We start from the raw sequence: 14,633 nt of genomic DNA, 5'->3' as shown, positions 1-14,633 counted from the left end.
GCATCCCGGCCCGGGCTACCCTGGGTGACGTGATTCTGGGCATCGACACCTCGATCGGCACGGCCGTCGCGATCGTCGACCCCGCGGGTCGCGTCCGGGCCGAGGCCGTCAGCTCCGACCCCCGCGGTCACGCCGAGGTCATCGGCGATCTGCTCGTGCGCGTCTTCGGCGATGCGGGCGTCGACCCCGCCGAGATCACGGCCGTCGCCGCAGGCATGGGCCCGGGCCCCTTCACGGGACTGCGCGTCGGGATCGCCGCCGCGCGGGCGTTCGCCCTCGGGCGCGGCATCCCCGTGGTCCCGGTGGCGAGTCACGACGCGGCCGCCCGCGCTCATGTCGACCCCGCGTTCGCCACCGCCGGCGCGGTCCCCGTCGAGGGCGAGCCGATCGCGATCGTGACCGACGCGCGTCGCCGAGAGCTCGCCGTCTCGGTCTACCGCGTCGAGAACGGGATGCCGGTGCGCATCGTCGATCCGCACCTCGTGGCGCGCGCGTCGACCGAGCCCCTCGACCTCTTCGGCGCCCCCGCCGCCGCGCTGTCCGAGACGACGGCGATCAGCGCCGCCGCGCTCGCCCGCGTCGCCGCCCAGCGGCTCGCCGCGGGTGACGTCGACACCGCCGACGCCGACACCGCCGCCCTCGAGCCCCTGTATCTCCGGGCCCCGGACGTGACCGTCCCCGCGGGGCCGAAGAAGGTCGGCACGTGAGCCTGCGCACGGCGACCGCCGATGACCTCGACGCCATCATGGCGCTCGAGCAGGCGTCGTTCCCCACCGACGCGTGGAGCCGTACCGCCATGTCCGCCGAGATCGCGTCGCCCCACGGCCGGTACCTCGTCGACGTCGAGGACGACCGGGTCGTCGGCTACGGCGGAGTCCGCGCCGTACCGGGCGCGGCCGACGCCGACATCCAGACCCTCGCCCTCGACCCCGCCTGCCGGGGGACCGGCCGCGGCCGCAGGCTGCTCCGCGCGCTGATGACCGAGGCCCGCGATCGCGGAGCACGCGAGCTGTTCCTCGAAGTCCGCGCCGACAACCCCGTCGCGCAGGGGCTCTACCTCTCCGAGGGATTCGTCGAGATCGCCCGTCGCCCGCGCTACTACCAGCCCGACGACGTCGATGCGATCATCATGCAACTGAACCTCCGCGGTGAGGGAGGGACCGACCGATGACGACCACCCCGACCCGTTCCGAGCCCCTCGTCCTGGGGATCGAGACCAGCTGCGACGAGACCGGCATCGGGATCGTGCGCGGACGCACCCTGCTGTCGAACACGATCGCGAGCTCGATGGCCGAGCACGCCCGCTACGGCGGCGTCGTGCCCGAGGTCGCCGCGCGCGCCCACCTCGAGGCGCTCCAGCCGGCGATCGAGGCCGCCGTGGCCGAGGCGGGCGTATCGCTCCAGGACCTCGACGCCGTCGCCGTGACCAGCGGACCGGGGCTGGCCGGGGCGCTCATGGTCGGTGTCGGCGCCGCGAAGGCCCTCGCCGTATCGCTCGGGAAGCCGCTCTACGCGGTCAACCATCTCGTGGGTCACATCGCCGCCGACATCCTGACCGGTGACGACGTCGAGTACCCGACCGTCGCCCTCCTGGTCAGCGGCGGACACACCTCGCTCCTCCTCGTGCGCGACCTCGTCTCCGACGTCGAGATGCTCGGCGAGACGATGGACGACGCCGCCGGGGAGGCGTTCGACAAGATCGCCCGCATCCTCGGCCTGCCCTATCCCGGCGGCCCCGAGATCGATCGTGCCGCCGCGAGCGGCGACCCCGACGCGATCCGGTTCCCCCGCGGCCTCTCGCGGGCCTCGGACCTGGCGGCGCATCGGTACGACTTCTCCTTCTCGGGGCTCAAGACCGCCGTGGCGCGCTGGGTCGAGCAGCGCGAGGCGGCCGGTGAAGCCGTGCCGGTCGCCGATGTCGCGGCATCCTTCCGCGAAGCGGTCGTCGACGTCCTCGTCACCAAGGCGCTCGACGCGTGCGCTCAGCACGGCGTCCCGCGGCTGCTGCTCGGCGGCGGGGTGATCGCCAACCGGCGACTGCGCGAGGTCGCCCTCGAACGCGCTGCAGCCGCCGGCGTCGCGGTGCGCATCCCGCCGCTGAGCCTGTGCACCGACAACGGGGCGATGATCGCGGCGCTCGCGGCCGAGCTCATCTCGTCGGGCGCCGAGCCCTCCACGCTCTCGTTCGGCGCCGACTCCACGCTTCCGGTGACCGAGATCCAGGTGCGCGGGTGAGCGACGACCGGCTGCGCAGTCGGCGCCCCGCGGTGGACGCGCCGTCGGGCGACGTCGCATCGGCGCCCGAGGCCGCGCCGCTTCCGGGGGAGCACCGCGGCGGTTTCCAGCGCGAGTTCACCCAGCCGACCCCGCTGCAGTTCGTCCCCGCGACCGAGCGACCGGCCGAGCCCGTGGTGCCCGAGCCGCGCGTCGAGTGGGCTCCGCCGCCCGAGATCCTGCCGCGCTCGGGAGCATGGGCGCTGGCCCTGGCGATCGTGGCGCTCGTGCTGTCGCTGTTCGTCGGCTGGGCGTTCCCGCTCGGCATCGCCGCCGCCGTGATGGCCGTGCTCGCCCTCCGCCGCCCGTGGGAGAGCCGCACCGTCGCCGTCTGGGCGCTCGGTCTCGCGGCGCTGTCGATCCTGTACAGCGCGGGCTGGCTCGTGTGGGCGGCCGCTCAGGCGGAGCTGCTGGGCTGACCCGCGCCGCCCGGCTCGTCCTCGACGCGGTCCGCGAGGACGGCGACGCGGCGGTCCCCGATACGGGTGAGGAACAGCGTCGCCGACGCGTTCCCCGACAGGTGCAGCCGCTTGCGGAACTGCGCCGGATCGATGTCGACGCCGCGCTTCTTGATCTCCAGGATGCCGATGCCGGCGCTTCTGAGGGCGGCATCGATCTCGCGCGGCTTGAGTGGCAGCACCTCACGAACGCGGAACGTCGTGGCGAACGGGCTGGTGCGTCCGGCGTCGGACGTCATGTACGCCGTCCCGCCCGCGAGCATGCCGGCGTCGAGCGCGCGCGCCACGTCGCCGATCAGGCGCGCACGGATGACGGCGCCGTCGGGCTCGTGAAGGTAGGCGCCGAGGTCGCGCGGCTCGGCGTCGGCGGTGTCGGCGGGGGCCGTGAGCTCGGCGGCACGGTCGCCGCGCAGAACGAGGGCCGAACGGCGCACACCCGCGCGGGCGAGGGGGCCCGACCACACGACCAGCTCGATCGTCGAGCCGTCCGCGCTGATCCACTGTGCCTCGCCCTCCGGCGGGAGGTCGTCGCGGTCGAATGCGGGCCCGAGCTTGATGCCGGTCGGCATCCGCCGCGCGAGGTCGAAGGCCCAGTCGAGCGACGGCGTGTAATCGGATGCCGCGATCCGCCGTGTCTCGCTGTGGCCCGAGGTGCGGCGGGCAGGATCGAGCCAGACCGCATCCACGCCGTCGAGATCGGTCTCCTCGGCGCGGCCGTGGCGCACCCGGGCGGATGAGCCGAACGGGGCGAGGTTGTAGGCGGCCAGGGCGGCGGTGATCTCGTCGGCGTCGACGGCCAGGACCTCGAGCCCGATGCCGGCGAAGCCGAGCGCGTCCCCGCCGATCCCGCAGCCGAGGTCGGCGACCCGTGTCATCCCGGCGTCGCGGAACCGGCCGGCGTGACGGGCGGCGACCGCGAGACGCGTGGCCTGCTCCAGACCCGCCCGCGTGAACAGCATCCGGTCGGCGAACGGACCGAACTTCGTCCGCGCGCGCTCGCGGAGGCGGGCCTGGCCGACCGCCGCCGCCACGAGGTCGGGGGAGAGGCCTTCGCGCCGCAGCCGTGACACGGCCGACGCGGCATCCGCGGTCGAGGAGATCCGGAGGGTGTCGACCAGACGGAGTCCCTCGGGGGTCAGCAACGCGGAGAGCTCGGCGTGATCCACCACGACAGCCTACGCGCGGCGTCCGTCCGAGGCCGCGGGAGGTTGGCACTCGCGTTGCGTGAGTGCCAACGTCCCCCTAGACTCGGAGTTGGCACTCTCAGGGTGAGATTGCCAACAAGTCTTGTCGAAGAAAGAGGTAGACCGTGTCGGTTTCCATCAAGCCGCTCGAGGACCGCATCGTCATCAAGCAGGTCGAGGCCGAGCAGACCACTGCGAGTGGTCTGGTCATCCCCGACACCGCCAAGGAGAAGCCCCAGGAGGGCGAGGTCGTGGCGGTGGGCCCCGGCCGCATCGATGACAACGGCAACCGTGTTCCGCTCGACGTCGCCGTCGGCGACCGCGTGATCTACAGCAAGTACGGCGGAACCGAGGTCAAGTTCGGCGCTGACGAGTTCCTCGTGCTCTCGGCGCGCGACGTCCTCGCCGTCGTCGTCCGCTGACGCAGAGCTCTTCCACGAAGGCCCGGGTGCATGGCATCCGGGCCTTCGTCATGGCAGGCGTGCGGCGGCGGATGGCAGTCCGCGACGGGCGCCGCATGTCATGACCGTCCTATGCTTGGCTCGTGACACCCCTCGATCCCGCCCGTGAACGCTCGCTCGGCGGGATCTACGCGTTCTCGGCGTATGTGCTCTGGGGCTTCATGCCCCTCTACTTCCTCACGCTCGCCCCGATGGGGCCGTTCGAGGTCGTCTCGTGGCGGATCCTGTTCTCGCTCGTCTTCTGCGCCATCCTCCTGACGGTGCTCCGAGCCTGGGGCAAGCTGATCGCGATCCTGCGCACGCCGCGTCTCGTGCTGTGGACCATCGTCGCGGGGCTCCTCATCTACGTGAACTGGCAGGTCTTCCTCATCAGCACCCTCACGGGGCACGTGATCGAGGGGAGCCTCGGGTACTTCATCAACCCGATCGTCACGGTGCTCCTCGGCGTCCTCGTCCTGAAGGAGCGGCTGCGGGTGGCCCAGTGGGTCGCCATCGGCATCGCCGCCGTCGCGGTCGGCGTCATCGTCGTCGGCTACGGAGCCTTCCCGTGGATCGCCTTGACCCTCGCCGCGAGCTTCGGAACCTACGGACTGGTCAAGAAGCAGATCGGGCCGTCGGTCGACGCCGTCAGCGGTCTGACGCTGGAGTCGCTCTGGCTGGCGCCGGTCGCGATCGTGCAGGCGATCGTCGTCGCGGTGACCGGCGGGCTCGTGTTCGGCTCGGTCAGCCCCGGCCACACCGCGCTGGTCACCCTCGCCGGGGTCGTCACCGCCGTGCCCCTGCTCTTCTTCGCCGCCGGCGCCCGTCGCAGCAGCCTCACGGTCATCGGTCTGCTCCAGTTCGTCGCGCCGATTCTGCAGTTCATCACGGGAGCCTGGATCCTCGGCGAGCCGATGCCTCTCGAGCGCTGGATCGGTTTCGGACTCGTCTGGCTCGCCCTCGTCGTGCTGAGCGTCGACTCGCTTCGCGCCGCCCGTCGCCCGAAGCGCATCGACGAGGCATCCGACGTCGCTCCCGTCGTCTGACGCTCCCGTCGCCGGCGTCGCATTCCGGCTCGTCGACTCGGCTCGATGACGGTCGTGGCAGCGGTCCCAGCCGCGGAATGACGGGCCGTACGCGACGCCGCAGATAACGATTGGGTCGCGTAACAGACCGTTAACACATTGCAACATCGCCGACGCGAACGCGCCACTAGGTTTAACCCAACCTCGCGGGGCTTCGGTGCCGCGTTCCCACTCATCAAGGAGCACAATGGGCGTTCTCACCCGTTCCCGCACCGCGAAGGTCCTCGGCGGTATCGCCGTGATCGGCGCGAGTGCCCTCGTCCTCGCAGGTTGTGCCGGAGGCAGCGAACCCGCTGCGTCGGGAGACGCCGGCGGGAACACCTCGGCCGATTTCCCCATCGACTGCGAAGCGGCCGAGCCCGCGTCGTACACGCCGGAGTACACCTCGACCTCGACGGGTCCCGGTACCGACCTCACCTACACGATCGGCACGGCTCTGCCCGTGACCGGCAACCTCGCGTTCCTCGGCCCGCCGGAGATCTCGGCGACCGAGTTCGCCGCCTCCGAGATCAACGCCGCGGGCAAGGGCATCACGATCGACCTCAAGCAGGGCGACTCGGGTGACACCGACAACAAGGCGTACGAGACGGAGATCCCCCGACTGCTGGGCGAAGGTGCCACGGCGATCATCGGGGCGGCCTCCTCAGGCACGTCGCTGCAGTTCATCGACCAGGTGATCGCGGCCAACGCCATCCAGTTCTCGCCCGCCAACACCTCCGCGGCGTTCACGGGGTACAAGGACAACGGCCTGTACTGGCGCACCGCTCCCTCCGACGTGCTGCAGGGCGAGGTGCTCGGCAACCTGATCGGCGCTGACGGCAACGAGACGCTCGGCATGATCGTGCTCAACGATGCTTACGGAACCGGCCTCGCGTGCTTCACCAAGGCCGCCTTCGAGGCCGCTGGCGGCGAGGTCGTCGCGACCTCGCTCTACAACACCGGTGACACGAACTTCTCGGCCCAGGTCGAGGACGTGCTCGCCGCCGGTCCCGACGCGATCGCCCTGATCACGTTCGAAGAGGTCAAGACGATCATCCCCGAGCTCATCGGCGCCGACGTCAACCCCGAGCAGCTGTACCTCGTCGACGGCAACCTGGCGAACTTCGGCGACGACTTCGAGGCCGGCACGATGGCCGGTGCGAAGGGCACCTACCCCGCCGTCGACCCCGCGTCGATCGCAACCTTCCGCGACAACCTGCAGGCGTTCTGGACCGGTGCCGGCAACGCCGAGCTGCAGGACTTCACCTACGGGCCGGAGTCGTACGACGCGGTCGTGCTGCTCGCCCTCGCCGCGCTCCAGGCCGGATCGACGGCCGGCCCCGACGTCGCGGCGAACCTGCAGGCGGTCTCGGGCGGCTCGGGCGACGGCACGAAGTGCACGAGCTTCGCGGAGTGCGCCGACCTGATCATCGCCGGTCAGGCCGCGGACTACGACGGCGTCTCGGGCCCGATCACCTTCAACGAGGTGGGCGACCCGACCGAGGCATCCATCGGTGTCTTCGAGTACGGCGACGACAACAACTACGAGTTCGTCCGCGTCGGCTGACCCCCGCGCACGAGGGCCCCGGTCTCCTGGCCGGGGCCCTTCGTCGTGTGCGGGGCTTGGGTTGGCATCCGCTATCCCCGCGAGCCGGTACATCCGTCGGATCGGCGTGACAGGAGTGGTGTCGGCGGCCGCCTGAGACCACTCCCGCATCGCCGGTCCGGCGAATGTATCGCGAACGGGCTCCGCGGCTAGGCGCGGGGCTCGTAGCGGCGCGGTGCGTGCGTGCGGGCGACGAGGTCGCGGAGCGCCTCGAGCGACCCCGAGACGAAACCGGCGGCACGGGCCTGCACCAGCACGTTGCCGAGGGCCGTCGCTTCGACGGGGCCGGCGAGCACCGGCATCCCGGCGCGGTCGGCCGTGCGCTGGCACAGCAGCTCGTTGAGCGCTCCGCCCCCGACGATGTGGATCGTCCGGACGTCGACGCGGCCGAGGCGCGCGGCGTCGGCCACGGCATCGGCGAACGCTTGCGCGAGCGACTCGACGATCGACCGGGTGTACTCCGCGCGGGTGCGCGGCGGTGCGACATCGTGCTCGGCGCACCACGCGTCGATGCGCGAGGTCATCTCGCCGGTGGCGAGGAAGCGCGGGTCGTTGACGTCGAAGACGACGCCATCCGCTTCGCGTGCGGCATCGAGCAGCGTCGGCAGATCGATGCGATGGCCCTCGTGGCGCTCCCACTGCCGCACGGCCTCGCTCAGCACCCACAGGCCCATGACGTTGTGCAGCAGGCGGACGCGGCCGTCGACGCCGCCCTCGTTCGTGAAGTTCGCCTCGAGCGCGGCGCGGCTGAGCACGAGGTGGTCGACCTCGACGCCGACGAGCCCCCACGTGCCGCAGGAGATGTAGGCCGCGGCATCCGGCTGCATCGGCACGGCGACGACGGCCGAAGCGGTGTCGTGCGAGCCGACAGCGGTGACGGGCGTGCCCTCGGGCGCTCCGATCGACGCCGCGACGTCCGCCCGCAGCGGGCCCAGCCGATCGCCCGGCGCGATGAGCGGGGGGAGGATGCCGCGGGGGATGCCGAGCGCCGAGACGAGCGCGCCGTCCCACGAGGCCTGCAGCACCCGCAGCAGTCCGGTCGTCGACGCGTTGGTCTGCTCGGCGCGGGCTTCGCCGGTGAGCCAGTACCCGACGAGGTCGGGCACGAGGAGGGCGGTGTCGGCGAACGCCAGCACCTCCGGGTCTTCGGCGGCGAGCTGGTACAGGGTGTTGAACGGCAGGAACTGCAGGCCGTTCCGCTCGAAGAGCTCGGCGTGCGGAAAGCGGGCGTGCACGCTCTCGACCCCGCGGGCGGTGCGCTCGTCGCGATAGTGGAACGGCTCGCCCAGCATCCGCCCGCCGCGCAGCAGCGCGTAGTCGACGGCCCAAGAGTCGACCCCGATCGACGCGATGCCGGGGGTCGTGCGAAACGCATCGCGCAGCCCGCCCAGCACCGATCCGTACATCCCCACGAGGTTCCAGTGCAGGCCGTCACCCGCCAGCACCGGATCGTTCGCGAATCGCGCGACGGTCTCGGTCTCGAGCGTGTCCAGCCCGACATGCCCCACGATGACCCGCCCACTGGTGGCCCCGAGATCCACGGCCACCACATTCCCCGACCCTTCCCGCGAGTGCACGGCTTGTCGCCGAGCGCACGACGTCGGAGCGTGCGGATGCCGTGCACTCGGCGCAGAGCCGTGCACTCGAGTGCCCGCGTTCATCGGAGGAACGCGGCGGCGACGCCGGAGTCGACCGGGATGTGCAGGCCGGTCGTGCGGGAGAGCTCGGGGCCGGTGAGGACGTAGACCGCGTCGGCGACGTTCTCGGGCACGACCTCGCGCTTGAGGATCGTGCGGCTGGCGTAGAACTGGCCGAGGTCCTCTTCCTTGACGCCGTAGGTGGCGGCGCGGTTGGCGCCCCAGCCCGAGGCGAAGATGCCCGAGCCGCGCACGACACCGTCGGGGTTGATGCCGTTGACGCGCACGCCGTGCTCGCCGAGCTCGACCGCCAGCAGCCGCACCTGGTGGGCCTGGTCGGCCTTCGTCGCCGAGTACGCGATGTTGTTGGGCCCGGCGAAGACGGAGTTCTTCGACGAGATGTAGATGACGTCGCCGCCCATCTTCTGCTCGATGAGTGCCTTCGCGGCCGTCTTCGAGACGAGGAACGACCCCTTCGCCATGACGTCGTGCTGCAGGTCCCAGTCCTTCTCGGTGGTCTCCAGCAGCGGCTTCGACAGCGACAGTCCGGCGTTGTTGACGACGAGGTCTATGCCGCCGAACGCCAGCAGCGTCGCGTCGATCGCGGCCTGCACGCCGTCGGCGTCGGCGACGTTGGCTGCGACGCCGATCGCGACGTCGGTGCCGCCGAGCTCCGCAGCCGCGGCCTGCGCCTTCTCGAGGTCGAGGTCGGCGACGACGACGCACGCGCCCTCGGCCGCGAGCCGGGTGGCGATGGCCTTGCCGATGCCGGATGCCGCACCCGTGACGAACGCGATGCGCCCCTGGTGGGTCTTGGGCTTGGGCATCCGCTGGAGCTTGGCCTCTTCGAGCGCCCAGTACTCGATGCGGAACTTCTCCGCGTCCGAGATCGGCGCGTAGGTCGAGAGGGCCTCGGCGCCGCGCATGACGCCTATCGCGTTGACGTAGAACTCGCCCGCGACGCGGGCGGTCTGCTTGTTCGCCCCGTACGAGAACATTCCCACCCCGGGCACGAGCACGATGAGCGGGTCGGCGCCGCGGATCGCCGGGGAGTCCGCCGTGGCGTGCGCGTCGTAGTACGCCTGGTAGTCGGCACGGTACTCGGCGTGCAGCTCGTGCAGGCGGGCGATCTGCTCCTCGACCGACGCCGTCGCGGGGACGTCGAGGATGAGGGGCTTGACCTTGGTGCGCAGGAAGTGGTCGGGGCAGCTCGTGCCGAGGGCAGCGAGGGCAGGGGCCTTCTCGGATGCCAGGAAGTCGAGCACGACGTCGGTGTCGGTGTAGTGGCCGACCATGGGCTTGTCGGTCGAGGCGATGCCGCGGATCGTGGGGGCGAGGGCTGCGGCGCGGGCTCGGCGGTCGGCCTCGGGCAGTGCCTCGAAGCCGGGGCGCACGCCGCCGAAGGGCTCGGCCGCGCCGTGCTCGTCGATGTAGGCCTGCGCGGTCTCGATGATCCACAGGCTGTTGCCCTCGGCTTCATCCGAGGTGTCGCCCCACGCCGTGATGCCGTGCCCGCCGAGGATGCAGCCGATCGCCTGCGGGTTCTGCGCCTTGATCTCGGCGATGTCGAGACCGAGCTGGAAACCCGGGCGCCGCCAGGGCACCCAGACCACCTTCTCGCCGAAGATCTTCGCGGTCAGCGCCTCGCCGTCCGCGGCGGTCGCGATCGCGATGCCCGCGTCGGGATGCAGGTGGTCGACGTGTGCGGCATCCACCAGTCCGTGCATCGCGGTGTCGATCGAGGGAGCCGCGCCGCCCTTGCCGTGCAGGCAGTAGTCGAACGCGGCGACCATCTCGTCCTCGCGCTCGACGCCGGGGTAGACGTTCACCAGCGCGCGCATCCGGTCGAGGCGCAGCACCGCGAGCCCCGACTCGGTGAGGGTGCCGAGGTCGCCGCCCGATCCCTTGACCCACAGCAGCTCGACGGGCTCACCCGTGACCGGGTCGATGTCGGTGCCCTTGGCGGAGGTGTTCCCCCCGGCGTAGTTGGTGTTCTTGGGGTCGGAGCCCAGGCGGTTGCTGCGTGCGATGAGGTCGGCGGCTGCGGCGGAGGTCATGGCTTTCCTTCGGGGGTAGGGAGGGGAGGTCAGGATGCGGCGAGGCCGGCGAATCGCTGCACGATGCGTGCCATCGAGGCGGCGAAGCCGGGGTGCTCGGGCCGGTTGAGGTGGCCGTGATCGGTGCCGGGCTCGACGACGACGTCGACATCGCCGCCGGCGGCCCGGAGCGTCGCGGCGAACACGTCGCCCGAGACGCTCAGCTCGTCGATCTCGCTGTTGATCATGAGCGTCGGCGGGAATCCCCGCAGCTCGTCCGTCGACGCGAGGCCCGGGACGGCGGCGATCGGCGCGCCGATCACCGAGCCGCCGAGGTAGTTCTCGTACATCTCACGGACGACCTCGGCGCCGAACCGGTCGTGCTCGGGGTGCGCGTCGAGAGCGGCGCGCAGCGCCGGGCCGGGGGCGGGCTGCACGGCGAGCAGGGTCGGGTAGGCCAGCACGACGAGGCGGGGCAGGATGCCGCCGGCCGCGAGCAGGCGCAGTGTCGCGCCCGTCGCGAGGTTGGCCCCCGCGCTCGCCCCGCCGATCGCCACGCGCGTGACGCCGAGCTCCTCGGCGTGCACCGTCGCCCACTCCCAGGCGCGCAGGACGTCGTCGGATGCCGCCGGGTAGCGGTTGCGGCTGCGGTCCTCGCTCTGCTGGTCGGCGCCGTCCCACGTGGGTGGAACGGGCGCGAGGCGGTAGTCGACGGAGAAGACCGTCGTCCCCGCCGCGGCGAGCCCGCGGGCGACGGCATCCGCTTCGGGCATATCGAGGTCACCGAACGCGAAGCCGCCGCCGTGCATCCAGACCAGGCCGGTGCCGTCGGGCTCCGCCGCCCGGTAGAGCCGGATGAGCCCGTCCGCCTCGGACGCGGGCGAGGACGCGGCCGTCGAGGCGGCGCTCATCGGGCGACCCGCTCTTCCGCGGGTGTCGGCACGTGCCGGCCGTAGCGCTCGAGCTCGATGTCCTCGAGCGACTTGCCCTCGGTGTTCGGCGCCCAGATCGTGCCGATGAGCAGCGCCGCGACGAGCAGGCCGAGGATGATCACGCCCAGTCCGCCGAGTCCGAGTCCCGACAGAAGGACGGGGAAGACGAGGCTCAGGAGGCCGACCATGACCCGGGCGAGCATGAAGAGCACGCCCTGCGCGCTCGCGCGGTAACGGGTGGCGAACAGCTCGGCGGTCCACAGGCCGTAGAACGCCTGGGCTCCGACGCCGGCGGAGACACCCCACGCGACGGCGAAGAAGAGCAGCGAGAACAGCCCCGGGGGAGCGTAGATCAGCACGGCCCACGCGACGACGCCGAGCGCCGCACCGCCGAGGTACAGCCACTTGCGGCGCACCCGGTCGCCGAAGCGCATGAAGCCGAAGAAGGTCGCGGCTGCCGTCAGGCTCCAGACGAGCACCTGCAGCAGGTTCTGCTGCATCGGGTCGTGGAGGCCTGCGGCGTCGTACACGCGCGGCTGGAAGATGCCGGCCTGGCCCGCGACGGTGTTCCACAGGCCGTAGACGCCGATGAGGAAGGCGAGGGCGCCCCAGTTCTTCGGCTCCTTGAGCAGGCCGACGATGCCGGAGAAGAACGACGGCCGCTCGCCCGCGACCAGCGCTGCCTCGCGCTGGCTCTTCCACCGGCGCGACTCGGGGAGTCCGCGGCGCACCCACCACGTCACGGCGGCGATGACGAAGAGGTGGAAGAAGATCAGGCGCGAGCCGAGCAGGCCGAGCGGGCCGACGATGACCGCGAGCAGGAACCCGACGGCCGGGCCGATCGACCAGGCGAGCTGCGCCGTGCCCACGTGCGCGGCACGGTGCTCATTGGGCGCCTCCTCGGCGATGTAGGTCCACGAGGCGGGAACGCCCGCGCCGACCGCGATGCCCATGAGGATGACGCCGACGAGCAGGATCGCGAGATTCGGCGCGAATGTCACGGCGAGAGCGCCGAGCATGAACACGATCAGGTCATAGGTGTAGATGAACTTCCGGCCCAGGCGGTCGCACAGGGGACCGCCGATCGCGGCACCGATCGCGGCGCCGAAGGCGTTGGCCGACAGGGCGGCCACGATGCCGACGACGCCGTCGTCGAAGCCGAAGGCCTCCTGCCACAGCGTCAGGCTCGTGGCGAGCGCGATGATCGCGCCGGCCTCGATGTAGTTCGACATGGCGACGGCGATCGTCGCCTTCCAGGCGCTCAGCGGGCGTCGGGTGCGGGTCGTGCTCATGCGCCCCACCCGGCCTGGGTGCCGCCGACGCGGTCGGCTTCGATCTTCTGCTGGTAGCCGGATGCCGCGTACGCGGCCATCGGGTCGGCGGGAAGTCCCCGCGACTCGCGCCACTCGGCCAGGGCCGGGCGGACGTCGGTGTAGAACGCGTCCATGAACACCGCCTGCGCCCCGAGCACGTCGTTCGCGGTGCGGGCGGCGGCGAGGGCGTCGGCGTCGATGAGCAGTGCGCGGGCCGTCATCTCCTGGACGTTGAGCACCGAGCGGATCTGCCCGGGGATCTTCGCCTCGATGTTGTGGCACTGGTCGAGCATGAAGACCACGTCGGGGTTGTCGAAGCCGCCGCCGCGCAGCACCTCGACGAGGATGCGGAACAGCTGGAACGGGTCGGCCGCACCCACGATGAGGTCGTCATCGGCGTAGAAGCGAGAGTTGAAGTCGAACGAGCCGAGCTTCCCGAGCCGTAGCAGCTGCATGACGATGAACTCGATGTTCGTGCCCGGGGCGTGGTGCCCGGTGTCGAGGCACACCATCGCGCGCTCGCCGAGCGCCGCGACCTGCACGTAGCTCGTCCCCCAGTCGGGCACATCGGTGTGGTAGAACGACGGCTCGAAGAACTTGTACTCCAGCACCAGGCGCTGCTCGCCCGACAGGCGGTCGTAGATCTGCTGCAGCGAGTCGGCCAGGCGGTCCTGGCGCGCGCGCATGTCGTTCTGCCCGGGGTAGTTCGACCCCTCGGCCAGCCAGATCTTCAGGTCGCGGGAGCCCGTGGCATCCATGACGTCGATGCACTCGAGGTGGTGGTCGATGGCCTTGCGGCGGATCGCGTCATCCTCGTGGGTCAGCGCCCCGAACTTGTAGTCCTCGTCCTGGAACGTGTTCGAGTTGATCGTGCCGAGCGCGACCCCGAGGTCTTCGGCGTGGCGGCGCAGGGCACCGAAGTCGTCGACTCTGTCCCACGGGATGTGCAGCGCGACGGCGGGCGCGAGCCCGGTGAGGCGGTTCACCTCGGCGGCATCCGCGATCTTCTCGAACGGATCACGCGGGGTGCCGGCGGTGGGGAACACGCGGAACCGGGTGCCGGAGTTGCCGAACGCCCAGCTGGGCAGCTCGATGCCCTGGCGCTCGAGCAGGGCGAAGTGGTCGGGGGAGAGGGTGCTCACGATGCGTCGTCGCTTTCGTCGGGGGTTTCGGTGGATGTCGTCGCGGCCGTGCCGGTGAGGGCCCCGGCGGTGGTCGCCGCCGCGAGTTGGTCGTGCAGGTTGAAGACCTCGGTCAGGGGCGTGGCGGCCTGGTCGGGGCGGCCCTCCAGCCCGACGAAGAAGCGCGCCATCTCGGCTTCCCAGCGGGCGGCGACGGGCGATGCGGCGAGGTAGGCCTGAGCCGCGGCATCGTCGTCGACCTCGTAGTAGCCGATCAGCCGCCCGCCCTCGCCGAGGAACAGCGAGTAGTTGCGGCGGCCGGATGCCGCGATCTCCGCCAGCATCTCGGGCCAGACAGGGGTGTGCCGGGCGATGTACTCATCGAGCAGGTCCGGATGGATCTGCAGCGAGAAGCAGACCCGGTGGGCAGATGCACTCGTCATCGAGGCTCCTTGGTGAGCGGTTGTGAATCGTTTCACGAGCGTAGCGGGTTGTACACGGGAGCACAAACGGCAAGCGCTTACCCACATCCTGCCGTTGCCGTCGCGCTCGCGCTACGGTGGTGTGC

General features: G+C 71.3%; 14 protein-coding genes. 7 read left to right on the top strand and 7 right to left on the bottom strand.

Going from position 1 to position 14,633, the window contains the following annotated elements:
• Positions 1-29 precede the first annotated feature (29 nt).
• The 4 genes from tsaB to CI089_RS04030 are packed head-to-tail and all read left to right on the top strand — an operon-like array spanning position 30 to position 2,693.
• Positions 30-707 carry a tRNA (adenosine(37)-N6)-threonylcarbamoyltransferase complex dimerization subunit type 1 TsaB gene (gene tsaB, locus CI089_RS04045; protein ID WP_094260371.1) on the top strand — a complete coding sequence of 226 codons (678 nt, stop codon included), beginning with the start codon at positions 30-32 and terminating at the stop codon, positions 705-707.
• Positions 704-1,171, top strand: a complete 468-nt coding sequence (gene rimI / locus CI089_RS04040; RefSeq protein ID WP_094260370.1) for a ribosomal protein S18-alanine N-acetyltransferase — start codon at positions 704-706, stop codon at positions 1,169-1,171. Before tsaB ends, rimI begins: the two co-directional genes overlap by 4 nt.
• Positions 1,168-2,235, top strand: a complete 1,068-nt coding sequence (gene tsaD / locus CI089_RS04035) for a tRNA (adenosine(37)-N6)-threonylcarbamoyltransferase complex transferase subunit TsaD (RefSeq protein WP_064955362.1) — start codon at positions 1,168-1,170, stop codon at positions 2,233-2,235. The genes rimI and tsaD overlap by 4 nt, the downstream gene beginning before the upstream one ends.
• The gene (locus CI089_RS04030; protein WP_094260369.1) at positions 2,232-2,693 is read left to right on the top strand and encodes a hypothetical protein; all 462 of its coding nucleotides are present in this window, start codon (positions 2,232-2,234) and stop codon (positions 2,691-2,693) included. Before tsaD ends, CI089_RS04030 begins: the two co-directional genes overlap by 4 nt.
• On the opposite strand, the gene CI089_RS04025 is transcribed toward CI089_RS04030, so the two are convergent.
• Complete coding sequence (locus tag CI089_RS04025) at positions 2,672-3,898, bottom strand: class I SAM-dependent methyltransferase (RefSeq protein WP_094260368.1); 1,227 nt, start codon at positions 3,896-3,898, stop codon at positions 2,672-2,674. The two genes, CI089_RS04030 and CI089_RS04025, sit on opposite strands and share 22 nt — an antisense overlap.
• A 143-nt stretch (positions 3,899-4,041) precedes the next feature.
• Between CI089_RS04025 and groES the strand changes: the two genes are divergently transcribed.
• From groES to CI089_RS04010, 3 genes are all read left to right on the top strand, one after another.
• A complete protein-coding gene (gene groES / locus CI089_RS04020) occupies positions 4,042-4,338 on the top strand; it encodes a co-chaperone GroES (RefSeq protein ID WP_023954390.1) in 297 nt (98 codons plus the stop codon).
• 122 nt (positions 4,339-4,460) lie between these two features.
• Positions 4,461-5,402 (top strand): EamA family transporter RarD, encoded by a 942-nt coding sequence (rarD, locus tag CI089_RS04015; protein ID WP_094260367.1) that lies wholly within the window; start codon positions 4,461-4,463, stop codon positions 5,400-5,402.
• Between the two features lie 226 nt (positions 5,403-5,628).
• Positions 5,629-6,987 (top strand): ABC transporter substrate-binding protein, encoded by a 1,359-nt coding sequence (locus CI089_RS04010; RefSeq protein WP_094260366.1) that lies wholly within the window; start codon positions 5,629-5,631, stop codon positions 6,985-6,987.
• Positions 6,988-7,175: 188 nt separating this feature from the next.
• Here the strand turns inward: CI089_RS04010 and CI089_RS04005 are convergent, their stop codons facing one another.
• The 6 genes from CI089_RS04005 to CI089_RS03980 all read right to left on the bottom strand — a co-directional run bounded on the left by CI089_RS04005 (position 7,176) and on the right by CI089_RS03980 (position 14,508).
• Entirely contained in the window at positions 7,176-8,576 is a 1,401-nt protein-coding gene (locus CI089_RS04005) for a rhamnulokinase (protein ID WP_256977468.1), read from the bottom strand.
• 107 nt (positions 8,577-8,683) lie between these two features.
• Positions 8,684-10,720, bottom strand: a complete 2,037-nt coding sequence (locus CI089_RS04000) for a bifunctional aldolase/short-chain dehydrogenase (RefSeq protein ID WP_094260364.1) — start codon at positions 10,718-10,720, stop codon at positions 8,684-8,686.
• A gap of 29 nt (positions 10,721-10,749) precedes the next feature.
• On the bottom strand, positions 10,750-11,610 hold the full coding sequence (locus tag CI089_RS03995) for an alpha/beta hydrolase fold domain-containing protein (protein WP_094260363.1): 861 nt from the start codon (positions 11,608-11,610) through the stop codon (positions 10,750-10,752).
• Positions 11,607-12,923 (bottom strand): MFS transporter, encoded by a 1,317-nt coding sequence (locus CI089_RS03990; RefSeq protein ID WP_218823012.1) that lies wholly within the window; start codon positions 12,921-12,923, stop codon positions 11,607-11,609. Before CI089_RS03990 ends, CI089_RS03995 begins: the two co-directional genes overlap by 4 nt.
• Positions 12,920-14,086, bottom strand: coding sequence for an L-rhamnose isomerase (gene rhaI / locus CI089_RS03985; protein ID WP_094260362.1), 1,167 nt, complete (start codon positions 14,084-14,086; stop codon positions 12,920-12,922). Before rhaI ends, CI089_RS03990 begins: the two co-directional genes overlap by 4 nt.
• Positions 14,083-14,508 (bottom strand): L-rhamnose mutarotase, encoded by a 426-nt coding sequence (locus CI089_RS03980; protein ID WP_094260361.1) that lies wholly within the window; start codon positions 14,506-14,508, stop codon positions 14,083-14,085. Before CI089_RS03980 ends, rhaI begins: the two co-directional genes overlap by 4 nt.
• Between the last annotated feature and the right edge of the window lie 125 nt (positions 14,509-14,633).

Origin of the sequence: Microbacterium sp. Yaish 1 (assembly GCF_002245215.1) — a bacterium.
Taxonomy (GTDB): Bacteria; Actinomycetota; Actinomycetes; order Actinomycetales; family Microbacteriaceae; genus Microbacterium.
The sequence above is the reverse complement of the archived record's forward strand: the minus strand, read 5'-3'. Positions and strand labels throughout refer to the sequence as shown.